21 protein-coding genes and 2 tRNA genes are annotated in these 23308 nt (G+C 70.9%); 3 read left to right on the top strand and 20 right to left on the bottom strand.

Annotated elements, in window-relative coordinates:
- Positions 1–184: 184 nt before the first annotated feature.
- The 6 genes from ACIPYW_RS15795 to ACIPYW_RS15770 all read right to left on the bottom strand — a co-directional run bounded on the left by ACIPYW_RS15795 (position 185) and on the right by ACIPYW_RS15770 (position 5186).
- Positions 185–664 (bottom strand): DUF3145 domain-containing protein, encoded by a 480-nt coding sequence (locus tag ACIPYW_RS15795; RefSeq protein ID WP_290134250.1) that lies wholly within the window; start codon positions 662–664, stop codon positions 185–187.
- Positions 665–831: 167 nt separating this feature from the next.
- Positions 832–1638, bottom strand: a complete 807-nt coding sequence (locus tag ACIPYW_RS15790; RefSeq protein ID WP_400415172.1) for a DUF1684 domain-containing protein — start codon at positions 1636–1638, stop codon at positions 832–834.
- Positions 1635–2765, bottom strand: a complete 1131-nt coding sequence (locus ACIPYW_RS15785; RefSeq protein ID WP_290132015.1) for an AI-2E family transporter — start codon at positions 2763–2765, stop codon at positions 1635–1637. The genes ACIPYW_RS15790 and ACIPYW_RS15785 overlap by 4 nt, the downstream gene beginning before the upstream one ends.
- Before the next feature lie 85 nt (positions 2766–2850).
- Positions 2851–2925: transfer RNA gene (locus ACIPYW_RS15780), tRNA-Ile, on the bottom strand.
- Positions 2926–2939: 14 nt separating this feature from the next.
- A complete protein-coding gene (locus ACIPYW_RS15775) occupies positions 2940–4151 on the bottom strand; it encodes a glycosyltransferase (protein ID WP_400415171.1) in 1212 nt (403 codons plus the stop codon).
- A gap of 120 nt (positions 4152–4271) precedes the next feature.
- Positions 4272–5186 carry a DMT family transporter gene (locus tag ACIPYW_RS15770; RefSeq protein WP_400415169.1) on the bottom strand — a complete coding sequence of 305 codons (915 nt, stop codon included), beginning with the start codon at positions 5184–5186 and terminating at the stop codon, positions 4272–4274.
- 39 nt (positions 5187–5225) lie between these two features.
- On the opposite strand from ACIPYW_RS15770, the gene def reads away from it, so the two are divergent.
- On the top strand, positions 5226–5801 hold the full coding sequence (def, locus tag ACIPYW_RS15765; RefSeq protein ID WP_400415167.1) for a peptide deformylase: 576 nt from the start codon (positions 5226–5228) through the stop codon (positions 5799–5801).
- A gap of 51 nt (positions 5802–5852) precedes the next feature.
- On the opposite strand, the gene ACIPYW_RS15760 is transcribed toward def, so the two are convergent.
- From ACIPYW_RS15760 to dusB, 11 genes are all read right to left on the bottom strand, one after another.
- Positions 5853–6335, bottom strand: coding sequence for a hypothetical protein (locus ACIPYW_RS15760; RefSeq protein WP_400415165.1), 483 nt, complete (start codon positions 6333–6335; stop codon positions 5853–5855).
- 260 nt (positions 6336–6595) lie between these two features.
- A tRNA-Asn gene (locus tag ACIPYW_RS15755) sits at positions 6596–6668 on the bottom strand.
- Between the two features lie 111 nt (positions 6669–6779).
- Positions 6780–7808 carry a D-isomer specific 2-hydroxyacid dehydrogenase family protein gene (locus tag ACIPYW_RS15750; RefSeq protein ID WP_400415162.1) on the bottom strand — a complete coding sequence of 343 codons (1029 nt, stop codon included), beginning with the start codon at positions 7806–7808 and terminating at the stop codon, positions 6780–6782.
- Complete coding sequence (locus tag ACIPYW_RS15745) at positions 7805–8791, bottom strand: ATP-binding cassette domain-containing protein (RefSeq protein ID WP_400415159.1); 987 nt, start codon at positions 8789–8791, stop codon at positions 7805–7807. Before ACIPYW_RS15745 ends, ACIPYW_RS15750 begins: the two co-directional genes overlap by 4 nt.
- Positions 8792–8937: 146 nt before the next feature.
- Positions 8938–10644 (bottom strand): ABC transporter ATP-binding protein, encoded by a 1707-nt coding sequence (locus ACIPYW_RS15740; protein WP_400415157.1) that lies wholly within the window; start codon positions 10642–10644, stop codon positions 8938–8940.
- Positions 10641–11636, bottom strand: a complete 996-nt coding sequence (locus tag ACIPYW_RS15735) for an ABC transporter permease (RefSeq protein WP_400415156.1) — start codon at positions 11634–11636, stop codon at positions 10641–10643. The genes ACIPYW_RS15740 and ACIPYW_RS15735 overlap by 4 nt, the downstream gene beginning before the upstream one ends.
- Before the next feature lie 2 nt (positions 11637–11638).
- Positions 11639–12745, bottom strand: a complete 1107-nt coding sequence (locus ACIPYW_RS15730) for an ABC transporter permease (RefSeq protein ID WP_400415153.1) — start codon at positions 12743–12745, stop codon at positions 11639–11641.
- A 70-nt stretch (positions 12746–12815) separates the two neighbouring features.
- Complete coding sequence (locus ACIPYW_RS15725) at positions 12816–14432, bottom strand: ABC transporter substrate-binding protein (RefSeq protein WP_400415151.1); 1617 nt, start codon at positions 14430–14432, stop codon at positions 12816–12818.
- A gap of 793 nt (positions 14433–15225) precedes the next feature.
- On the bottom strand, positions 15226–17163 hold the full coding sequence (gene dnaG, locus ACIPYW_RS15720; RefSeq protein ID WP_400415150.1) for a DNA primase: 1938 nt from the start codon (positions 17161–17163) through the stop codon (positions 15226–15228).
- A gap of 166 nt (positions 17164–17329) precedes the next feature.
- Positions 17330–18619: a deoxyguanosinetriphosphate triphosphohydrolase gene (locus ACIPYW_RS15715; protein ID WP_290132026.1), complete on the bottom strand. Its 1290-nt coding sequence runs from the start codon at positions 18617–18619 to the stop codon at positions 17330–17332.
- Positions 18616–19770: a tRNA dihydrouridine synthase DusB gene (gene dusB, locus ACIPYW_RS15710; protein WP_400415148.1), complete on the bottom strand. Its 1155-nt coding sequence runs from the start codon at positions 19768–19770 to the stop codon at positions 18616–18618. The genes ACIPYW_RS15715 and dusB overlap by 4 nt, the downstream gene beginning before the upstream one ends.
- 47 nt (positions 19771–19817) lie before the next feature.
- Here dusB and ACIPYW_RS15705 point away from each other — a divergent pair, with 47 nt between their 5' ends.
- Positions 19818–20303, top strand: coding sequence for an aminoacyl-tRNA deacylase (locus ACIPYW_RS15705; protein ID WP_400415146.1), 486 nt, complete (start codon positions 19818–19820; stop codon positions 20301–20303).
- A gap of 31 nt (positions 20304–20334) precedes the next feature.
- Here the strand turns inward: ACIPYW_RS15705 and ACIPYW_RS15700 are convergent, their stop codons facing one another.
- The 3 genes from ACIPYW_RS15700 to ACIPYW_RS15690 all read right to left on the bottom strand — a co-directional run bounded on the left by ACIPYW_RS15700 (position 20335) and on the right by ACIPYW_RS15690 (position 22747).
- Positions 20335–20553, bottom strand: coding sequence for a hypothetical protein (locus tag ACIPYW_RS15700; RefSeq protein ID WP_400415143.1), 219 nt, complete (start codon positions 20551–20553; stop codon positions 20335–20337).
- On the bottom strand, positions 20550–21284 hold the full coding sequence (locus tag ACIPYW_RS15695) for a DsbA family protein (protein ID WP_400415142.1): 735 nt from the start codon (positions 21282–21284) through the stop codon (positions 20550–20552). Before ACIPYW_RS15695 ends, ACIPYW_RS15700 begins: the two co-directional genes overlap by 4 nt.
- 77 nt (positions 21285–21361) lie before the next feature.
- Complete coding sequence (locus ACIPYW_RS15690) at positions 21362–22747, bottom strand: glycine--tRNA ligase (RefSeq protein WP_400415140.1); 1386 nt, start codon at positions 22745–22747, stop codon at positions 21362–21364.
- Positions 22748–22915: 168 nt separating this feature from the next.
- Between ACIPYW_RS15690 and ACIPYW_RS15685 the strand changes: the two genes are divergently transcribed.
- Positions 22916–23281: a lactococcin 972 family bacteriocin gene (locus tag ACIPYW_RS15685; protein ID WP_400415137.1), complete on the top strand. Its 366-nt coding sequence runs from the start codon at positions 22916–22918 to the stop codon at positions 23279–23281.
- Positions 23282–23308 lie beyond the last annotated feature (27 nt).

Below are 23308 nucleotides of genomic sequence, written 5' to 3'. Positions count from 1 at the left end.
GTCGCCATCGCGAAGGCGACAGATGAGCGCGAGCGCAGGCCAACGAAGTGTCGCTTTCGGCATCGGGCAAGCCGGCCGGACTCGGGCAGCGTCGTACGCGGCTCTCGGCGGTGCGGGGACGACGAACGCCGCCGGGCACGGGGCCGGGCGGCGTTCGAGGGCGCGGAGGAAGCGCGGGAGCAGGTCAGCCGACGCGGTGGAGCCAGACGACGGGGTTGCCCTCGGCGGCGTGACGGAAGGGCTCGAGTTCGTCGTCCCAGGCCTGACCGAGCGCCAGGCGCAGTTCGCGGTGGAGTTCGAGCGCGTTGCTGCCGGCGACCTCCATGGCGTAGCGGACGCGGTCCTCGGGCACGACCATGTTGCCCGTCACGTCGGTCTGCGCGTAGAACACCCCGAGGTCGGGCGTGTGCATCCAGCGGCCGCCGTCCGAGGTGCTGGTCGGCTCCTCGGTGACCTCGTACCGCAGATGCTCCCAGCCGCGCAGGGCAGAAGCGATCGCCGCACCGGTACCGACCGAGCCCGTCCACGTGAACTCGGTGCGTCGCGCGCCGTCCTGCGCGGGCTGATCGAGCCACGAGAAGTTCACGGCACGACTCATGGCACGACCTGCTGCCCATTCGACGTGCGGGCAGAGCGCGCGTGGTGCGGAGTGCACGTAGAGCACCCCGGTCGTCGTTCCGTTCACGATTCCTCCGATTCGTCAGGTGCGACTTCCCCATCGACCTGAGCACTCGGAACCGTCCGCGGAACCATCGGTATGCGATTGTGATGTCCTGGCGGACACGCCCATTATGCAGCGTCAGCGCTGGGAACGCCAGGTCGACGCCGGCATCAGTGCAGAACCGCTCCGGAGGCGTCCACGGGGTGCCGCTCCCCCGCGGTGACCGCTGCTGCGATGCGGTTCTCCGCGGGCGGCACCGGGCAGGCGAACAAGTACGAGAAGGCGCACGGCGGCAGGACGGCGGTGTTCCAGTCGAGGACGACGTCGGCGGCCTCGCCCGGGTCGTCGAGGTACAGGAAACGGCCCATCGAGTACGTGCTCGACGGATCGGTCTCGGGCAGGGCGCTCGTGGCGTCCTGCACGATGAGCTGCAACCGCGGGACGCCGCGGAACACGGCGGACCGGACCACCACGAGGCGCACGGCGACGTCGCCGACCGTGGTGTCGACGTGCCCGGCGACCGGGAGCGGGACGCCGGCGGCGTCGAGGACGGCACCACGGGCCTCCAGGCCGTCACGCACCGGCACGTACCTGCCGGCGGTGACCCACGCGGCGTCGTGGTCGAAGCGGGCGATCCCGGCGAAGCGACCGATCGCCTCCGAGGCAGGGTCCCACACGCGCAGCGTGCGGTCCGTCACGGTGCCGGCGAGGCCGTCCGGGAAGGTCACCACCGAGGGCACCACGGCCTGATCACCCGCGACGAGGACGGTGCCGTCGACCGGGACGCCGTCGACGACCACCCCGTCCGCCGAGTCCGCGGTGACGGTCAGGCCGCCCGGCGCCGGAGCCCAGCGGCCGGGCACCGGCCACACCGGCTGCTCGACGTCGACCTGCTGCGCGTTCACGAGGGCGAGCGGGCCGCGAGGTCCGCGCGCCCAACGGTCCCGGTCCGCGACGTGGTCGGCGAGGTCGGTCACAGCTGCTCTTGCCGCGGGTAGATGACCTTCTGGACGATGATGATCACCGACGCGGCGATCGGCACCGCGACGAGTGCGCCGAGCACACCGCCGATGGTGCCGCCCGCGACCGCGGCGATGACCACGAGGGCGCCGGGCACCTGCACCGCACGCGACATGATGCGCGGGGAGATGACGTACGCCTCGACCTGCATGTACACGAGGTAGTACACCGCTGCGGTCAGCGCCGTCGCCGGTGAGGCGAACAGGCACAGCAACGAGATCACGACCGCGGCGCTGAGCGTCCCGACGAGCGGGATCAGCGAGCCGAGGAAGGCGAAGGACGCGAGCAGCACCGGCAGCGGGGCGCCGATGATGAGCAGGAAGACCAGGCTGAGGACGCCGTTGATGAGCGCCTGCGAGATCTGCCCGACCACGTAGCGGCCGACGGCCTGGGTGATCTGCTCGCTGACGTCGACGAAGTTCTCACGGCGGGACGCGGGCACGAACCGGTAGGTCATCGACTTCAGCCCACGCATCGACGCGAGGAAGTAGAGCATCAGGATGAGCACGATGAGCGCGCCCGTGAGCCCGGACAGGATGCCGCCGCCGACCGCGAGGATGCCGCCGCCGAGGTTGAGCAGGTTGCTCGGGTTCTCCACGAACGACTGCACGGACTGCAGCGCGTGATCGATGTCGAACGACCCGCTGAACTGCTTCGAGAGGTCCTGGAACCAGTCCTGCTGCGAGATGTCCTGGATGATGTCCGGGAAGTTCTGGATGAGGTTCGTCGCCTGCTGGATCAGGATCGGCACCACCGCGAAGATGACGCCGACGAACGCTGCGAGCACCGCGACGACCACCGCGAGGATGGCCGTCCAGCGCGGGATGAACCGTTCGAGGAACGACACGAGGGGGTCGATGCCGAGCGCCAGGAACAGCGCGACACCGATGTAGACGAGGACGGTGCTGAGCTCGCGGACGACGGCGCCGGCCGCGAGGGCGACGAGCACGCCGATCGCGCCCATGAAGCCGATGCGGAACGCGTTGACGCGGACGCCGGTGCCGCCGCGGGTCACCTCGAACGTGACGTTCGGGGTCGGCCCGAGTGGTTCGTGGTCGTGGGGCTTGCGCCGTGGGAGCTGCATGCGGGTCGGCCTTGTCTCGTTGTGCGGGCCTGCTCGGTCGGACCTGCTCGAACCCGCGCCGGATCACAGGGCGGCGTCGGGATCGTAGGGCGGGCGGGACTCGAACCCGCGGATCGTTCGGTTATGAGCCGACTGCCTTGACCAGCTTGGCTACCGCCCCTCGCCGGCGACCCGTCAGGCCACCGGCTCCCCACGATACAGCGCCTCGAACGTCGCGAGCGTGCGGTTGATGTCGTGTGGCTGGATCATCTCGAGGCTCCGCTGGCGCATGGCGACGTAGTCCTCGTCCGATGCGGTGAGGACGGTCGTGAGCTTCTCGGCGAGGTCGCGTTCGTCACCGGGACGGAACAGGTACCCGTTGCCGTCGACCAGGTGCGGCAGCGCCATCGAGTCGGCCGCGACCACCGGCAGCCCGGACGCCATGCCCTCGAGCGACGAGATGCTCTGCAGCTCTGCCGTCGACGGCATCGCGAAGACGGTCGCGTTGGTCAGTGCGGTGCGCTTGTCCTCGTCGGTCACGAACCCCGCGAAGCGCACCCGGTCCTCGAGGCCGAGCTCGCGGGTGAGCGCGGTCAGCTTCGGGATCATCTCGCCGCCGCCGACGATGGTCAGGTGCGCGTGCAGCTCCGCGGGGAGCAACGGCAACGCGCGGACGAGGACGTCGAGGTTCTTCTCCGGCGCGACCCGGCCGACGAACACGATCTCGTTGTACACGGGACGGCCCTCGCGGGCGACGTACCGTGTGACGTCGAGTCCGCAGGAGATCGCGAGGACGCGCTGCCCGGCGATGGCCTTCCGCAGGTAGTCGGCCGCGAGGTTGGTCGGCGTCGTGATCGCGTCGGCGATGCGGTACGTCTTCGCTGCGTCACGCCAGGCGATCCGGATCGCGGTCGGGATGATCCACTTGCTCAGCGGCACGTAGTCGAGCAGGTTCTCCGGCATGAAGTGGTTCGTCGCGACGACGCGGATGCCGCGGTCGTGCGCTTCACGGGCGACGCCGCGGCCGACGACGATGTGGGACTGGATGTGCACGACGTCGGGGCGGACGGCGTCGAGGATGGGCGCGGTGAGCTTCCGGACGCTCCACGGCCAGACGAACCGGAGCCAGGCGTGCGTCGGCCACTTGTACGACTTCAACCGGTGGACGACGAGCTGGACGCCGCGGTGCTCCTCTTCGGCGGTGCCGTGGTGGCTCGAGGACGCGGGCGCGACGACGTGGACCTCGTGCCCGCGCTCGGCGAGCCCGACGGCGAGCTGCTCGGCGAAGGTCGCGGCGCCGTTGACGTCGGGCGGGAAGGTGTCCGCCGCGATGAGGACCCGCAGCGGTCGGCGTCCGGCCGTCGCACCCGTCGACTCGGCGGTGGCGGTGGTGGCATCTGCTGACACGGCGGGCAAGGTCCTCTCGTGGGCGGTGTCCTGGTCGGTGTGGAACGCTACCGTACGCGCTCCCGGCCCGGCGTCCGCCTCGCGGTGGACCCTGGGCCGCGCACGTCACGACCGAGCACGTCAGGACCGTGTCTGGGGGTGGTGCTTCGCGAGGAGGAACACCCCGGTGATCGCGATGGCGGCCGCGACGACGAACCCGAGCACGGCACCGACGGGTGCGCCGGTGGCCTCGTCGAGGACGACCACGCCGATGCCGACCGCCACGATCGGGTCGATGACGGTGAGACCGGCGATCACGAGGTCGGCGGAGCCGCTCGAGTAGGCGTTCTGCACGAAGTACCCGCCGAGCGACGCGGCGACCACCACCCCGAGGATCGCGACGACCGTCAGCCAGTCGAACGTGCCGTTGAGCAGGCGGTTCAGGACGACCTTCGCCAGCGTCGCCACGAAACCGTAGAGCACGCCGGCACCGACGATGTAGTACAGAGCGTTGCGGTGCTGCGCCACGAACCGGAAGGACACGAGCACGAGCGCCAGCACGACCGCGAGGATGACGAGCACCGTGATGAGCTGCTGCCGCGTGATCGCGCTCTCGTGCCCGACGAAGGCCGCGATGCCGACGAAGATGCCGACGCCGATGATGCACGTCCACACCGCCCGGCGCGCACGACGGCCGAGGGGGACGCCGCTGGCACGCGAGGAGAACCACGTGGTGATGACGAGCGCCACGGCACCGAGCGGCTGCACGACGATGAGCGGCGCGTTCGCGATGCTGAACAGCTGCAGCACGACGGCCAACCCGAGCATGAGCGTGCCGAGCACCCAGTAGCCGCTCGACACCAGCGCGAGCACGTGCCGGATGCTGAGGCCCTTCGACTGCCGTCCGAGCCGGGCCTCGACCCGCTGGACGCCGCGGCTCTGGAACTGCGCGCCGAGCGACAGGAAGACCGCACCGAGCAGTGCGACGGGGATCATGAGCGCCTGGAACGGGGTCAGGTTGCTGACCGCGTCGGGGAGCGGGAGGTCCGTCGTCACGCGTCGAGGCTACCGGTCCTCGCCGGATAACCTGGGTGAATGGCCGTCCTCCCGATCCGCATCACCGGTGAACCCGTCCTCCACGAGCGCGCCACGGAGGTGACCGAGTTCGACGACGCGCTCCGCGAGCTCGTGGCGGACATGTTCGAGACGATGGACCTGGCCCCCGGTGTCGGACTCGCCGGTCCGCAGGTGGGTGTCGGCAAGCGGCTCTTCGTCTACTCATGGACCGATGATGACGAGGTCCAGCACCGCGGCGCGGCGATCAACCCCGTCCTGTGGATCACTCCCCCGGTCCCCGAGGCCGTGGAGGAACTCGACGAGGACGACGAGTCCGAGGGCTGCCTCTCGATCCCCGGTGAGCGCTTCCCGCTCCGGCGTTCAGGGGGTGCGCTCCTCCGCGCGTTCGACGAGCACGGCGATCCGTTCGAGGTCGAGGCCCACGGCTGGCTCGCCCGCGTCTTCCAGCACGAGTACGACCACCTCGACGGCTACCTCTACGCGGACCGACTCGCGCACCCGTACGGCAAGCAGGTCACGAAGGCCGTCCGGAAGAACAGCTGGGGTGGACCGGGCAAGTCGTGGCTGCCCGGTCGCGACCACCCGGAGGGCTGAGCGGCCCACACCCGTGCTCCGCACGCGCGATCACCGGCCCGGAGGCACGGCTCACCCCCGGTAGGTCGCCAACGAGTCCTGCAGGCGGTCGTGTTCGGGGTGTCCGGGACAGTATGCGAGCAGACCCGCGGCACGCTTCGCGGCGTCGGCCGTGCGGACCCGCTCGACCCACGGTCCGGCACCGCGCACCGCGCACCACGCCGCGAGCTCGTCCAGCGTCGCCGTGCCGTCGGCAGCGCGGACCGCATCGGCCTGCTGGTCGGACATCGCGCTCCCGGTGGTGCGGGTCGCGGTGCACGATGCCCGACGGTCCTCCCACGCGGCGGAGTACGTCGTGTAGGTCTCGGTCGCGTCGCCCTTCCCCGTGCGGCACGTGAAGGCGAACATGACCGGCGCGGTGCCCGTCACCGCCGCGCCCGCGGCCCGGGTGCTCGACGGCTCCTCGGGGTCGGCCTCGGCGGACGTGCACGCGCTCAGCAGCACGCTCGCCGTGACGACGAGCGCCAGGGTGAGGACGGGCCGGATCGAGCGCACCTGAGAACGCTAACAGGCTCCCCCGCGTGCGACCCGAGTCTCGGCACGCCCGACCCGAGTCTCGGTGCGCCTTCCCCGAGTCCCGACTCCAGCGACTCATCTCGCGCCGGGGAGCACGAGCGACGTCGCCCACCACGAGCGACGTCGCCCACCACGAGCGACGTCGCCCACCACGAGACTCGGCGCGACACCGGCAGCGGGACGCAGGCCACGCACCACGCACGCAAAAGACCCCCACCGCGAACGGAGGGGGTCTGTCGCTCCCCGAGTTGGACTCGAACCAACAACCTGCCGGTTAACAGCCGGCTGCTCTGCCAATTGAGCTATCGAGGATCAGTTGCTCTGCTGAACAACGGGTAACAGCATAGCAGTACGCGGACCCCGCCCACCGCATCGGGAGCACACCCCGGGCGTGGCGGGCCGCCACGACGCCGGACGACCGGCTCAGTACCCCGCGGCCGGGTCCACGATGCCGACGAAGCCCGAGCCGTCCCCGCCGAGGAACGCCGTCGTGTTCGTCCGGACGCGCTCGGCCAGGAGCGGCGCCACCATCTCCGGCGTGTCCGCCTGGTGCGGGGTGATGATCGCCCCCGGCTCGCTCCAGAGCGGGTGCCCCTCCGGCAGTGGCTCCGGGTCCGTGACGTCGAGTCCAGCGGCCGCGATCGAGCCGTCCCGCAGCGCGGTGAGCAGCGCGTCGGTGTCGACGAGGCCCCCTCGCGCGATGTTCACGAGCCGCGCCGAGTCCTTCATGACGGCGAACTGGTGCGCCCCGAACAGCTTGGACGTCCCGGAGGTCATCGCGGCGGCGATCATCACGACGTCGGCGTCGGGCAGGACCTCGTCGAGCCGGTCGGTCGGCACCGTGCGGTCGGCCGACTCCACCGGCGCCGACGACCGGCGGACGACGGTCACGTGCACGTCGAACGGGCGCAGCAGCCGGATGTACTCCAGCGCGATGCCGCCGGCGCCGATCACGACGACGTTCCGGCCGTACAGCGACACGCCCTCGGGCTCGGTCGCCCACGACGTCGCCCGGGCCCGTTTCTGCAGCACCCGGAGCGTACCGAGCGTCAGCGCGAGGGCGTGCTCGGCCACCGGCTCGGCGTACGCGCCCTTGGCGGAGGTGAACAGGACGCGGTCCCCGTGCGCCTCGATGAGCCCGGCGAAGGCGTCGACCCCGGCGAACGGGAGTTGCACCCAGGACACGTCGGGAGCGTCGTCGAGCGCCGACGCGAGTCCGTCCGGGTCGCGCGGGTCGAGCCAGACGATCCCGCGGGTGCCGGGACCGAGCGGGGCGACGGTCCCGCCGGCCTCGACGACGGCGGAGACGTGCAGGTCGGCCTCGGACGGCAGGATCGCGACCGGGCCGGCCTGCGGCGGGGCGACGGGCAGCGGAGCCCCGGCGTCGGTGACGACCGCGCGGTGCCCGCGGATCCCCTCCGGCGCGGCGACGCGACCGGGCGCGGCGCTCACGCCTGCTCCTGCCGTTCCAGCCGAGCGACGGTCGCGGCCGGCACACCGAGCGACGACGCGCCGGCGGACGGTGCTGAGCCGGGCCGCCGCGGAGCCGACGAACGTCGGGGCGCCGCGGGTGCACCAGCGGCACCGGCTCCGGCCGGCCGGCGCTTGACCGGGCGGGAGGCCGTGGCGGCGAGGGTCTTCACGTACGGGTCGACCGGGTTGTCGAGCACCTCGTCGAACGTCCCGAGCCCGACGAGCCGACCGTCGGCCATGACGGCGACGCGGTCGGCGAGGGCACGTGCCTCGCGGAGGTCGCTCGACACGACGACCGCCGAGAACTGGCGCCCCTGCTGCAGGTTCGCGAGGGCCTCGAGCACCGACTGCCGCACGAGCACGTCGACGCCACGGGCCGGTTCGTCGGCGACGAGCAGTTGCGGCTCGAGGATCAGCGCACGGGCGAGCGCGACACGCTGCCGCTGACCGCTCGAGAGCTCCCACGTGTTGAGGCGCATCGACCCGAGCGGCAGGTGCACGGCGTCGAGCAGCCGAGCGACCATGAGGCCTGCTTCCTTGCGGTCGAACCGGCGGTCGCGCACGTAGATCGGCTCGGCGACGGCCTCGCCGACGGTGAGGTCGGGGCTCAGCCGGTCAGCGGCGTCCTGCGGGAGGTACCCGATCCGCCCGCTCAGTCGGTCGAGCTTCCGCGACGACGCCCGCAGGCCGCGGGTCTTCTGCCCGAGGACCGTCAGTTCGCCGCCGATGATCTGGCGCCGGTACGCGCCCTCGCCCTCGCCGTGCGCGCCGAGCTGGCCGGCGATCGCCGCCGCCAACGTCGACTTGCCCGATCCGGACTCACCGAGGACGGCGAGGATCTCCCCCTGTCGCAGCGACAGGCTGACGCCGTCGACCGCGCGGATCGGTTCCCCCGCTCGGCCGCTCCGGTACTCGATCGACACGTCGTCCGCGACGACCGCCGGGCCGTTCACCGCGATCATGGGTCCCCTTCCACGCCGCCCCCTGGCGGCGGTCCGCGCGGCGACGTGGGAGACGTCGCCGCGTGTGCACAGCAGTGGAGGCGACCGCCTGGAGGCGCGACGCGCGTCGTCGACGCGGGTCGCGCCTCCAGGCTGGCCCGGTCGGGTCAGGACCCGACGTTCTCCAGTCGCTCCAGCGTACGCCGTCGCTCGGCCTGTTCGGCCGGGTCCGGCACCGGGAGCGACGCCAGGAGGCGCTGCGTGTAGGGGTGCTGCGGCGCGCCGAGGACCTGCGCGGTCGTCCCGGTCTCCACGAGGTCACCGCGGTACAGCACCGCGATCCGGTCGGAGAGCGCGCCGACCACGGCCAGGTCGTGGCTGATGAAGAGCGACGCGAACCCGAGGTCCTGCTGGAGTTCCAGGAACAGTTCGAGCACGCGTGCCTGCACCGACACGTCGAGCGCACTCGTCGGCTCGTCGGCGATGAGGAGCTTCGGCCGGAGCGCGAGCGACCGGGCGAGCGACGCGCGCTGACGCTGACCGCCGGACAGCTCGTGCGGGTAGCGGTCGCCGTACGCCGCCGGCAGCTGCACCGCCTCGAGCAGTTCGTCGACGCGCTTCCGGGCCGCGCGCGGGCTGCGGACCTCGCCGTGCACGACGAGCGGCTCGGCGACGCACTCCGCGATCGTGAGCAGTGGGTTGAACGACGTCGCCGGGTCCTGGAACACGAACCCGATGTCCTTGCGGTGCCGCTTGAAGTCCCGCTCCCGGTAGCCGAGCATCTCGGTGCCGAGGACGTTCAGCGAGCCGCCCGTGACCCGGGTGAGCCCGGCGATCGCCCGACCGATGGTGGTCTTGCCCGAGCCGGACTCCCCCACCAGGCCGAGGACCTCGCCGGGGCGGATCGCGAGGTCGACGCCCTTGACCGCCTTGAACGCGTGCGACCCGAGCCGGCCGGGGTACTCGATCTCGAGTCCCGTCGCCGACACGAGCGGCTCGACGTCCTCCGAGATCACGGCTCGGCGCGCCGTGCCCGTCGAGGCCTCGAGTCGGGGCACCGCAGCGAGCAGACGCTTCGTGTAGTCGGCCTGCGGGTTCGCGAAGAGCTCGCGGACCGGGGCCTCCTCGACGATCTCGCCCTGGTACATCACGGCGACGCGGTCGGCCAGGTCGGCCACCACGCCCATGTTGTGGGTGATGATGACGATCGCCGCGCCGAACTCGTCGCGGCAGCGCCGGAGGAGGTCGAGGATCTCCGCCTGCACGGTCACGTCGAGCGCGGTGGTCGGCTCGTCGGCGATGATGACGCTCGGCTCGAGGGCCAGCGCCGACGCGATCACGACGCGCTGCTTCTGCCCTCCGGAGAACTGGTGCGGGAAGTGGTCGACGCGCTCCTCCGGGTCGGGGATCCCGACGCGGCGGAGGTAGTCGATCGCCTTCGCCCGGGCGTCCTTCTTCGAGACCCCGCCGTGGGCACGGAGCCCCTCGGCGATCTGCCACCCGACGGTGAAGACCGGGTTGAGCGCGGTGCTCGGTTCCTGGAAGACCATCGCGCCCGCGGTGCCACGGAGTTCGCGGAGCTTCTGCGCGCCGACGCTCACGACGTCGGTGCCGTCGAGGTACACGGCCCCGCCGAGGGTCGCGGTCTCGGGCATGAGCCGGAGCATGCTCCGCGCGGTCACCGACTTGCCCGAACCCGACTCGCCGACGAGGGCGAGGACCTCGCCCGGCCGCACGTCGATGCTGACGCCCTTGACGGCGTCGACGGCACCGTTGTCGGTGGCGAAGGTCACGGTCAGGTCGTCGACGACGGCGACCGGCTCGGCGCGCGGTGCGCGGGCGTCGGCCGGGAGGCCCGTGGTTGCGTCCGTCATGCGGCCGCTCCTTCCGTGCTGGCCGCCTGCTTGCGCGACACGAGCTGCTTCAGCCGGCGTCGGGCGCGCAGACGAGGGTCGGAGATGTCGTTGAGGCTCTCACCGATGAACGTCACGCCGAGCACGAGCACGACGATCGCGACACCGGGGAAGACACCCGTCCACCACACGCCCGACGCGACGTCGGACAGTGCGCGGCTGAGGTCGTAGCCCCACTCGGCGCCGGCGGTCGGGCCGATGCCGAACCCGAGGAAGCCGAGGCCCGCGAGCGTCAGGATCGCGTCGCTCGCGTTGAGGGTGAGGATGAGCGGGAGGCTCCGCGTGCTGTTGCGCAGGACGTGCCTGGTCATGATCCGCCACGGGTTGGTCCCCATGACGCGGGCCGACTCGACGAACGCCTCGTTCTTCAGGCGGACGGCCTCGGCGCGGACGACCCGGAAGTACTGCGGCACGTAGACCACCGTGATCGAGATCGCCGCTGCGATGATGCCGCCCGCGTAGCTCGAGTTCCCGCCGGAGACCACGATCGAGACGACGATCGCGAGGAGCAGCGACGGGAAGGCGTAGATCGCGTCCGCGACGACGACCAGGATCCGGTCGAGCCAACCGCCGATGTAGCCGGAGACCATGCCGAGGAGGACACCGATCGTGATCGACACGATGACCGCGACGATGACGACGAGGACGGCCGTGCGAGCGCCGTAGACGACGCGGCTGAACACGTCGAACCCACCGACCGTGGTGCCCCAGATGTGCTCGGGGCTCGGCGCCGCCGTACGCGGGAAGCCCTGGCCGTCAGCACCCTGCAGCTGGCCGAAGCCGTACGGGGCGATGAGCGGCGCGGCGATCGCGACGATGAGGTACAGGGCGCAGATGACCACGCCGGTGATGAGCATGGCACGCTGCCAGCCGGTGCTCCTGCGGAGCTGGACGACCACGGGCAGGCGCTTCCACAGCGGCTCGTGGCGGTCGACGAGGGCGGTGTCGGCCATCGCTAGAACCTCACTCTCGGGTCGATGAGCGCGGCGACGACGTCGACGACGAAGTTCGTCACCGCGACGATCACCGCGAGCATCGCGACGATGCCCTGGACCGCGACGAAGTCGCGGGCCGACAGGTACTGGTTGAGCTCGAAGCCGAGCCCGCGCCACCCGAAGGTGGTCTCGGTCAGGACGGAACCACCGAGCAGCATGGCGATCTGGAGCCCCATCACCGTGATGATCGGCACGAGGGCGGGACGGAAGGCGTGCGTCCGGACGAGCCGTGCCTCCCGGACGCCGCGCGAGCGGGCCGCGTCCACGTACTCGGAACCGAGCGAGCCGATCATGTTGGCGCGCACGAGGCGGAGGAAGATGCCGGCGGTGAGCAGACCGAGCGTCAGCGCCGGCAGGACGGCGTGCGCGAGCACGTCGCCGATGATCTGGGCGTTGCCGGTGCGGAGCGCGTCGATGATGTAGATGCCGCTCGCGCCGGGGATGTTGTCGAGCACGAGGCTGACCCGGGTCGACGCGCGGTCACCGAGCGGCAACCAACCGAGCCACACCGAGAACACGAGCTTGAGGAGCAGACCGCCGAAGAACACCGGCGTCGCGTACGTCAGGATCGCGAGGGCACGGAACAGCACGTCCGGCCACTTGTCCCGGACGTACGCGGCGAGCATGCCGAGCGGGATGCCGAGGACGAGGGCGACGATGAGCGCGTAGAACACGAGCTCGGCCGTCGCGCCGCCGTACTGCAGGATGATCTCGGTGATCGGACGGTGGTCCGTCGTCGTCTCGCCGAAGTCCAGCCGGACGATGTTGCCGAGGTACTCGAAGTACTGCACGAGGACCGGCCGGTCGTAGCCCGCCGCGTGCAGGCGTTCCTGCAGCTGGTCGGGCGTGAGGCGACCGCCGACGGACGCGGTGATCGGGTTCCCGATGACGCGCATCAGGAAGAACACGAGCGTCACGAGGATGAAGACGGTCGGGAAGATCAGGAGGAACCGGACGAGGACGTACCGGCCGAGTCCGCCGCCCTGCCCCTTGGCACGTCGCTGTGCCTGGGGCTTGGTGGGGTCGGTGGCCAGGTCCGAGCTCGCCTCCGGGGTGCTGAGGGTCACGGGTGGGTGCCTTTCGGGACGTGGTCAGGGGGCGCTCCGTCGTGGAGCGCCCCCTGGGGTCACATCGGTGTTACTTGGAGAGGGTCGCGTAGCGGAACTTGAACGAGGCGTCGAGGGTCAGGCCCTTGACGTCCTTGCCTGCCACGGCGATCGACTTGCCCTGCAGGAGCGGGAGGGTCGAGATCTGCTCGGCCTCGCGCTGCTGCGCCTGCTCGATGAGGTCGGCGCGCTTCGACGCGTCGGACTCCGCCTGCTCCTCGGAGATGAGCTTCTGGATCGTCGGGTCGTCGTAGTGGTTCTGCACGAAGTTGTCCTTCGTGAAGAACGGCGACAGGTAGTTGTCCGCGTCCGAGAAGTCCGGGAACCATCCGAGCTGGTACACCGGGTAGGCGTCCTTCGTGCGGTCGACCGCGTAGGTCGTGTAGACCGTCGACTGGATGTTCACGGTGAACAGGCCCGAGTTCTCGAGCTGCGTCTTGAGCTCGGCGTACTCGTCGTCCGAGGTCGAACCGTAGTGGTCCGGCGCGTACTGGATGTCGAGCTGCACCTTGCCGGTGACACCGGCGTCGGACAGCGTCTTCTTCGCCTTGTCGACGTCCGCGCCGCCGTCGCCGTCGCCGTAGAGCGTCTTGAACGGCGTCGCCGCACCGGTCAGGCCGTCCGGGACCATCGAGTAGACGGGCGAGTACGTGTTGTTGTACACGTCCTTCGCGAGCTTCTCGCGGTCGACGACGTCCGCGACCGCCTGGCGCACCGCGAGTGCCTTCGCCTCGTCGGCGTCGGACTGGCCGGTGCCGAACGGCTGCGTCTTGAAGTTGAAGACGAGGTAGCGGAGCTCGCCACCGGGGCCGTCGGTGACCTTGACGTCCTTGTCCTTGCGCAGGTCGGCGATGTCGGTCGGCGTGAGCGAGCGGTACGCCACGTCGACGTCGCCCTGCTGCACGGCGAGCTTGAGGTCGGTCTCCTTGGTGTAGTAGCTGGCGGTGACCTCGTCGGTCTTCGCCTTGCCGAGGAGGCCGTCGTACTCCTTGTTCGCCTTGTACTGGATCGTGTCGTTCTCCTTGTACGAGGTGATCTCGTACTGCCCGGCGAACGCCTTGCCCTTGACGATGTCGGCCGCGGGGGTGAGCTTGTCGGCCGAGAAGACCTGCTCGTCGACGATCGGACCGGCGGGGCTCGAGAGCACCTGCGGCCAGGTCTGGTCGGCGTGGTCGAGGTTGAACACGACCGTGGTGTCGTCCGGGGTGTCGATGCTCTTGAGGTTCGCGAGCAGCGACTGCGGGCCGTTCTCGTTGTTGATCTTGCGCTCGCGGTCGAACGAGAACTTCACGTCGCTCGACGTGAGGTCGTGGCCGTTGGCGAACTTCAGGCCCTTCTTGAGCGTCACCGTGTACGTGGTGTCGTTCGTGAACTCGCCCTTGGTCGCGATGTCCGGCTCGACGTCCGGGCTGCCGACGGGGGTGTTCATCAGGAACGGGAACACCTGGTTCTGCACGGCGAAGGAACCGTTGTCGTAGGAGCCGGCCGGGTCGAGCGACGTGATCTTGTCGGTCGTGCCGATCGTCATGCCGTTCAGGTCGGTGGACGACACGCTGCCGCTCGCGCAGCCGGTGAGCACCAGCGCCGTCGCTGCTGCCCCGGCGCCGAGCGCGATGCCGCGCTTGCCCCACTTGGTGACGGATGCCATGTCCGTGTACCTCTCTGGTGATGATTGCAGGAGTCCTGACCGGCGGGTGGAACGACTGTGTGCCCGGTCAGGAACGCTCATTGGTACCACCCTGTCACGGAACCGAACGAACCGAGGGCGATTTGTTTACACCGCTGTAATGCAGGACCGCGTCGCGTGGCGCATCATGTCGCCGGTTCTGCGCGGCGTGTCGCGCAGGATTGTTGCGTCGGGCAACAGCGGCTGGTGGCCGGGCGTGTCGGGCGGTCCGGGGCGGTCATGACTCCCCGCTCAGCTTCGCCGGTCGGTCACGGCCTGTCGCTCCGGGCGCGCGTGACCGACCGTTCGTGACCACTCGACGTCGAGCGGGCGGGGATTCGTGACCCTCGGCAGGCGCGCGTGGTCGCACGACGTGGCGCGCATGTTCACCGTTGGTCGCACAACGTGCAGTTCGCACCCGCCGGGGCCGACACTTCCTGCGATCGACCGCAGCCCGCCGGGAGGCACGGGTCGCCTCCGCCTCGCACGTCTCGACGCGCCCGTCTCGGCACGGCTGGGCATGGCACGACTGGGCGCGGCCGAGCAGTTGGTCTCGCGACTTGCCGCGTGCGTTCCGCGCTGGTCGCGCAACACGCCGCGCACGCACACCGTGGCCGACTCTTCCTGCGACCGACTGCGCCCGGCCGGGAGGCACGGCTCGCCTCCGCCCCGCCGGGTCCGTCGGGTCCCTCGGGTCCCTCCGCCCCGCCGGGTCCGGCGCGCTCGGCGCCCGGCGGAGCGCAGTCCGCCCGGCGGAGCGCGGTGCGGGCTCGCGTCAGCGCTGGCCGGCCGCCGCCGCAGCGGCCTCGGAGTCCGCTCGCAACCGCATCCGCTGCGCGTCGATGTCGACGAGCTGCCGCTGGATCTCCGCACGACGGTCGGCCTGCTCGTGCGGGTCCGCCCGCTGCAACTGCCCGAGCAACGACGCCTTGCGCGCGAGGAGGTCCCGCTCGACCAGGGCCACGACGATGCTCCGGCAGTAGAGGGCGAGGTCCTCGTCGGTGCGAGCCGGGATCGGTGACAGCGCGAGCTCCTGCACGAGGCCACGGAGCGGCGCCGGCACGTCGGAGATCAAGCGGTCGAGCCAGTCACCCGCACCGATCGCGTCCACGTTCGCCACGACGGCGTCCCGTACGACGGCGAGCATCGGCGCCGAGAAGGTCGCGGCGGCTGCGAGGCCGAGCAACGGCGCACCGACGTGCCCCGGCTGCTGCACCATCGCCATCAATGCGTCGCGTTCCATGCGGGTGATCGGATCGTTCGGGAGGGACCGGAGACCCGCCACGGGCTCGTCGACGGGCGCGACCAGCTCGCCGCCGGGGCCCGCCTGCGCGACCGGCACCGTGCCTCCGCTCCGGTCGTCCTGTGCGCCGCGCGCACGCTGCCGCGCGTTCTCGACGGCACGGCGGACCTCCGGGATGTCGAGGCCGAGCCAGCCGGCGAGCTCCCGGACGTAGCCCTGGGTCAGCGAGCGGTCGCGGATCGTCGCGAGCACTGGGGCAGCGGCCCGGAGCGCGCCGACCCGCCCCTCCACGGTCTCGAGGTCGTGCCCGTCGAGCGTGCGCCGGATCATGAACTCGAACATCGGCCGCTTGTTCGTGACGAGGCGTCGGATCGCGTCGTCGCCACGCGCGAGCCGGAGGTCGCACGGGTCGAGCCCCTCCGGCGCGACCGCGACGAAGGTCTGCGCGGCGAACCGCTGCTCCTCCGCGAACGCCCGCGAGGCCGCTCGCTGACCGGCGTCGTCCGGGTCGAAGGTGAACACGACCTCGCCGTTGGCGTTCGGGTCCGCACCGCTCACGTCGCCGAGCATCGGCCGCAGCACCTTGATGTGGTCGACGCCGAACGAGGTCCCGCACGTCGCCACCGCGGTCGTCACGCCGGCGAGGTGGCACGCCATGACGTCGGTGTACCCCTCGACGATGACGACCTGCTTCTGCTTCGAGATGTCCCGCCGGGCGAGGTCGATCCCGTAGAGCACCTGGCTCTTGTGGTAGATCGGCGTCTCCGGGGTGTTGAGGTACTTCGGGCCCTTGTCGTCGTCGAGCAGCCGCCGCGCACCGAAGCCGATCGTGGCCCCGGTGACGTCGCGGATCGGCCACATGAGCCGACCACGGAACCGGTCGTACGGCGAACGGTCACCCTGGCTGACGAGTCCGGCGCTCGTGAGTTCCTCGAGCGTGAAGCCACGCCCCCGCAGGTGGTCCTTCAGCGCGTCGTACGACTTCGGCGCGAAGCCGACGCCGAAGTGCTGCGCCGCACCGGGGTCGAAGCCGCGCTCACCGAGGAAACGTCGCGCGGGGTCGGCAGCGCCGGTGGTGAGCTGCGACGTGAAGAACTCGAGCGCCGCTTCGTTCGCGGCGATGAGTCGTGCACGCGTGTTGTAGTCGGTGCGCGGCCCCTCGCCCTCTTCGTAGTGGAGGGTGTACCCGATCTTCGCGGCCATGCGCTCGACGGCCTCGGCGAAGGTGGTGTGGTCCTGCGCCATGATGAAGCTGAAGACGTCGCCGTCCTCGCCGCAGCCGAAGCAGTGGTAGCGCCCGACCTGCGGTCGGACGTGGAAGGACGGCGACCGCTCGTCGTGGAACGGGCAGAGGCCCTTCATCGAGCCGACGCCCGCGTGCTTCAGCGTGACGTAGTCGCCGACGACGTCCGCGATGTTGACACGCGAGCGGACCTCGTCGATGTCGTTCCGCGCGATCCTGCCAGCCACCCCTCGATCCTAGTTCGTGCGACCGACCCCCGCTGGCCGTCGGTCCGCCTGTGGACGGCGCTCCAGCCTGGAGGCCCGGTGCAGGTCCGTCAGCCCGTCCAGCGGGCAGGGACGCACCTCGGGCGCGCTGCGCTCCCCGGGAGCCACGCGCCCGCCCCGTCGCGCGTCACACCGCGATGTGCGTGCGCTCCTGCTCCCCCACGACGAGCCGCCGGTGCCACGCGAGCGCACCCTGGTCGGTCAGGCTCGCGACCTGGTCGACCACGGCCCGCAGTCGTCCGGCGTCGTCGGAGGCCGCACGCCAGTCGGCGGCGAAGCCCGGTTCGAGGTCCGCGCTGCCGGTGGCCGCGAGGGCGTCGAGCAACTCGGTGAGGACCCGACGCTGCTCCTCGTACACGGGCTGCCGGTCGCCGTGCGTCATCACGAACGCCGCGACGATGCCCTTGAGCACCGCGATCTCGCCGATGATCTCCGGCGGCGTGACCACCGAGGCGGCGAAGCGCACGAGCGACCCCGACGCGTAGGACTCCCGCGTCGCCGCCGTCGCCGTCCGAGCGAACCGTCCGATGAGCTGCGAGGTGAGGTTCTTCAGCCGGGCGAGGTCGCGCCGGGAGCCGTCGTACGACGTCATCCACAGTGGCAGCGACCGGAGCCGGTCGAACGCCTCGAGCAGTTCCTCGCGGCTGAGGTCGTCCCCGACCCACGCGTGCATGGCGGTGACGATGTCGTTCTCCCCCACGCGGTCGCCGAGGGCCGCGACGTCGATGAAGCCCGCCACGACGGCGTCCTCGAAGTCGTGCACCGAGTACGCGATGTCGTCGGAGAGGTCCATCACCTGCGCCTCGATGCACCGCTGCCGGCGGGGAGCACCGGCACGCAGCCACTCGAACGCCGCGTGGTCGTCGTCGTAGAAGCCGAACTTCGTGCGACCGGAGGACGCTTCCGACACTCCCTGCGACGCCGGCCACGGGTACTTGCAGCTCGCATCGAGCGATGCCCGCGTGAGGTTCAACCCGTACGCGCGGTCGTCGTCCGGCCCGGAGCCGTACACCTTGGGCTCGAGGCGGGTGAGGAGTCGCAGGGTCTGCGCGTTCCCCTCGAACCCGCCGATGCCCGCGGCCCAGGCGTTCACGGCCGTCTCGCCGTTGTGCCCGAACGGCGGGTGGCCGATGTCGTGCGCGAGGCAGGCGGTGTCGACGACGTCGGGGTCGAGCCCGAGCGAGTCCGCGAGCTCGCGACCGACCTGGGCGACCTCGAGCGAGTGCGTCAGGCGGTTGCGGGCGAAGTCGAGCCCCGTCGTGGGGCTGAGCACCTGGGTCTTCGCGGCGAGGCGTCGGAGCGCGCTGGAGTGCAGCAGTCGGGCGCGGTCGCGGGCGAAGTCGGAGCGGCGGTTCGAGTGCTGCTCGGGGAGCCAGCGCTCGGCGTCGGCCGGACCGTACGAGGCGGTGGCGCTCATCCGCCGCTGTGGTGCAGCTCGGCGGCGGCGAGCACCTTGCGGAACTCGGCGTCGACGTCGCGTGACTCGAGCCAGCGGTCGGGCAGGGCGGTCCGCTTCGGGTGACCCGCACGACCACGAGGCCCCTCGACGTCGGCGCCCGGGTACGGTGCCGACCAGTCGAGCTGTCCGAGGAGGTCGTCGATCTCCTGCAGGCTCGACGCCATCGAGAGCGCCGACCGGACGTCGCCGCCGATCGGGTACCCCTTGAAGTACCAGGACACGTGCTTCCGGGCGTCGCGGCAGCCGTGGTCCTCGGAACCGAAGAACTCGACGAGCAGCTCGGCGTGCCGCCGGAACGCGACCGCGACCTCGCCCAGGGTCGGCATCGCGCGGACGTCCTCGCCGCGGAACGCCGCCGCGAGGTCACCGAACAGCCACGGACGCCCCAGGCACCCGCGCCCGACGACGACGCCGTCGCAGCCGGTCTCGTCGACCATCCGCAGTGCGTCGGCAGCGGACCAGATGTCGCCGTTCCCGAGCACCGGGATGTCGGTGATCGTCTCCTTGAGGGTGGCGATCGCGGACCAGTCGGCGTGGCCGGAGTAGTGCTCGTTCGCCGTGCGGGCGTGCAGCGAGATCGCGGCGACGCCGGCGTCCCTGGCGATGCGGGCGGCGTCGAGGTAGGTGAGGTGGTCGGCGTCGATGCCCTTGCGCATCTTCACCGTGACCGGGACGTCACCGGCCGCGCGGACGGTCTTGTCGACGAGGTCCTTGAAGAGGTCGAGCTTCCACGGCAGCGCGGCCCCGCCGCCCTTGCGGGTGACCTTCGGGACCGGGCAACCGAAGTTGAGGTCGATGTGGTCGGCGCGGTCCTCGCCAACGAGGATCGTCGCGGCCTCGGCCACGGTGTTCGGCTCGACGCCGTAGAGCTGGATCGACCGCGGGGTCTCGGACTCGTGGTGCTGGATGAGCTGCATCGACACCGGGGTCCGCTCGACGAGCGCCCGCGACGTGATCATCTCGCAGACGTACAGGCCGGCGCCGTACTCACGGCAGAGCCGGCGGTACGCCATGTTCGTGATGCCCGCCATCGGCGCGAGCACGACCGGCGCCTCGACCTCGATCGGGCCGATGCGCAAACCCTTCGGAGGCGCTTGTGTGATCGTCATACGCTGCTCATTCTCCCACGTCGGTGCGCGCCGGTAGCGTTCTCCACATGACCGACACCGCGATCGCCCGCTTCGACGCCGACGCCACCGCCCGTGGGCTCGGCGTGGACGTCGTCGAACGGCCCGCCGCGAACTCCCTCGAGGAAGCCGCGGAGCTCCTCGGCATCGAGCCCGGCGACATCGTCAAGACGCTCGTGGTGAAGCGCCACGACGGCGGCTTCTTGCTGGCGCTCGTCCCCGGCGGCCGCAGCATCGCGTGGAAGAAGCTCCGCACCGTCGTCGGCGTGAACAAGCTCTCGATGCCCGACGCCGCGACCGCGCTCGAGGCCTCCGGCTACGAACGCGGGACGATCACGCCCATCGGAGCGACCGGCGAGCTGCCGGTCTACGCCGACGAGCGCATCCTCGGACGTCGGGTCGCGCTCGGCGCCGGCCGGCACGGGGCGAGCGCCTTCGTCGACGCCGACGAGCTCGTCGCGGCGTACACCGCCACGGTCGCCGACATCACCGACGAGGAGCCCGCCCGCTCCTGACGGTCCGGAGCTGACGCTCAGCAGCAGGCGGTCAGTCCGGGACCTCGGCCCAGACGCCTTCGGCGCCGGGGACGAAGCAGGTGTCACCCTCGCAGACCGGCGCACCGCCGGGCGTGACGAGCGTGAGCAGGCCGGGGCGGGCCTCCCGGTCGATCACCGTCAACGCACCCGTGAGCGCGTCCGGCACCGAGACCGGCGGCGCGGCCTGGAGGCGCGGCTCGACGGCACCGGTCGGCCGCAGGGCCGTCATCGGGTCGCCTCGGCGTCCGCGTGTGCGTCGTCCGCGGCGCGCTGCGCCGCCTCCGCGACTTCCTCGGGCGTCGTCGCGCGCAGCTGCACGACCTGCTGCAGGACCTGTGCGAAGGCGGCGGGGTCCTGCGCCCCGGAGACGCCGTACTTGCCGTCGATCACGAAGAACGGGACGCCGCTGATGCCGAACGCCTGCGCCTGCGCCTGGTCAGCGCGGACGGCGGCGAGCTGGGTGTCGTCACGGAGGGTCCTGAGCACCTCGTCGCGGTCGAGACCGACCTCGGCGGCGAGGTCGGCGAGCGACTCGTCCTGCCCGACGTGCTCGCCGCGCTCGAAGTAGGCGGTGAACAGGCGCTCGACCATGTCGAGCTGCTTGCCGTGCTCCTTGGCGAGGTGGATGACCTGGTGCGCCTTCACCGTGTTGGTGTGGTGCATCGCCTCGAAGTCGTACGCGAGCCCGACCGAGTTCGCGATGCCGGTCACGTGGTCGAGCATCTGCTGCGCCTGCTCGACCGGCATGCCCTTGTGGCCGGAGAGGAACTCGGCCTCGGTGCCCTCGAAGTCGACGGGGGTGTCGGGGCTGAGCTCGAACGAGTGGTACTCGACCTCGACCGCACGGGCGTCACCCGACGCGGCGAACGCGGCCACGCCGGACTCGAACTTCCGCTTGCCGATGTAGCACCAGGGGCACGCGATGTCGGACCAGACATCGACCTTCACTGAATCGTTCACCCCGACGACAACGCGGCCGCGCACCGGGCATTCCCGGGGCGCGGCCGCGTGTGTCGGCCAGGTCAGTCGGCCGGGTGCTACGCGCCGAGCAGCCGTGCCGCGAGGTATCCCTGCAGCTGGTCGAGCGAGACGCGCTCCTGGCCCATCGTGTCGCGCTCGCGCACCGTCACGGCCTTGTCGTCGAGCGTGTCGAAGTCGACCGTGATGCAGAACGGCGTGCCGATCTCATCGTGGCGGCGGTAGCGACGGCCGATGGCACCGGCGTCGTCGAAGTCGACGTTCCAGTGCTTCCGGAGGTCGTCGGCGAGCCCACGGGCGACCGGCGAGAGCTGCTCGTTGCGCGACAGCGGCAGCACCGCGGCCTTGACCGGGGCCAGGCGCGGGTCGAGCCGCAGGACCGTGCGCTTGTCGACGCCGCCCTTCGCGTTCGGAGCTTCGTCCTCGTGGTAGGCGTCGATGAGGAACGCCATGAGCGCACGCGTGAGACCGAAGGACGGCTCGATGACGTACGGCACGTACTTCTCGTTCGCCGCCTGGTCGAAGTAGCGGAGGTCCTTGCCGGAGGCCTCGATGTGGTTCTTGAGGTCGAAGTCGGTGCGGTTCGCGACACCCATGAGCTCGCCCCACTCGGAGCCCTGGAACCCGAAGCGGTACTCGATGTCGGCGGTCGCGTCGGAGTAGTGCGCCCGCTCGCCGTCCGGCACGTCGAAGCGGCGCAGGTTCTCCGGGTCGATGCCGAGGTCGGTGTAGAACGCGACGGAGTCGGCGATCCACTGCTCGTAGTGGGTCTCGGCGTCGGCCGGCGGCACGAAGTACTCGATCTCCATCTGCTCGAACTCGCGCGTGCGGAAGATGAAGTTGCCGGGCGTGATCTCGTTGCGGAACGCCTTGCCGACCTGCCCGATGCCGAACGGCGGCTTCTGCCGGCTCGTCGTGACGACCTGGGCGAAGTCGACGAAGATGCCCTGCGCGGTCTCGGGGCGGAGGAAGTTCAGTCCCTCCTCGGACTCGACCGGGCCGAGGTAGGTCTTCAGCATGCCGGAGAACTCGCGCGGCTCGGTCCACTCGCCACGGGTGCCGCAGTTCGGGCAGGCGATCTCGGCCATGCCGCCCTCGGGCTTCCGGCCCTTCTTCGACGCGAAGGCCTCGAGCAGGTGGTCCTCACGGAAGCGGTGGTGGCAGTGCAGGCACTCCACGAGCGGGTCGGTGAAGGTCGCGACGTGACCGGAGGCCTCCCACACCTTGCGGGGCAGGATCACGGCGGAGTCGAGGCCGACCATGTCGCCGCGGCCGCGCACGAACCGCTGCCACCACTGGCGCTTGATGTTCTCCTTGAGCTCGACGCCGAGGGGCCCGTAGTCCCACGCGGAGCGGGAACCGCCGTAGATCTCCCCCGACTGGAAGACGAAGCCACGGCCCTTGGCCAGGGCGATGACGCTGTCGAGACGGGAGGACTGTGCCAAGAGGGACTCCATGGTTCGCCGGACTGGGTGCCCGGTGCGGGAAGGTACCGGCCAAGCGTACCGGGACCCGACCACCGGGCGAGCAACGGCCCGTAGACTTGATGTTCTACATCTTCCATGCCAGTCTGCTCCTGCTCCGAACGGGGCGGAGATGGAGGAACGATGCAGGTGAAGTGGAAGACCGTCGCAGCCGCGATCATCGTCGTCGGGGCGGTGGTCGGGCCGGCAACAGCTGCGGCCGCGAACGGCACGAACCTGTTCGACGCGGACAGCGGATCGGCAGAGGCGACGCTCGAGACGCAGTCCGTCTCGAGCGGTGGCGGTAGGGCCGCAGACGGCTCGCACTGGGTCTGGGGAGCGGGCGGCATCGGCGGCAAGACGTTCTCGCACTACTTCCGCGAGCGCTCCTGTCACGGGGCCACGGCTGTCGGCAAGCGAACGCATCGGGTGACGAGAGTCCCGGGTGGCAAGTGGGCCAAGGCGGCCGTCCCGTCGGCCGCCAGCGGGAACAAGGCCTTCTACCACACCTGCTGACCGAGGTGCTGGGCCGACCGCGGTCGG

This window comes from Curtobacterium sp. NPDC089689, assembly GCF_044749145.1.
In the GTDB taxonomy this organism is placed as follows: domain Bacteria; phylum Actinomycetota; class Actinomycetes; order Actinomycetales; family Microbacteriaceae; genus Curtobacterium.
Note: the sequence above shows the minus strand (reverse complement) of the source record. Positions and strands in the feature narration are given on the sequence as shown.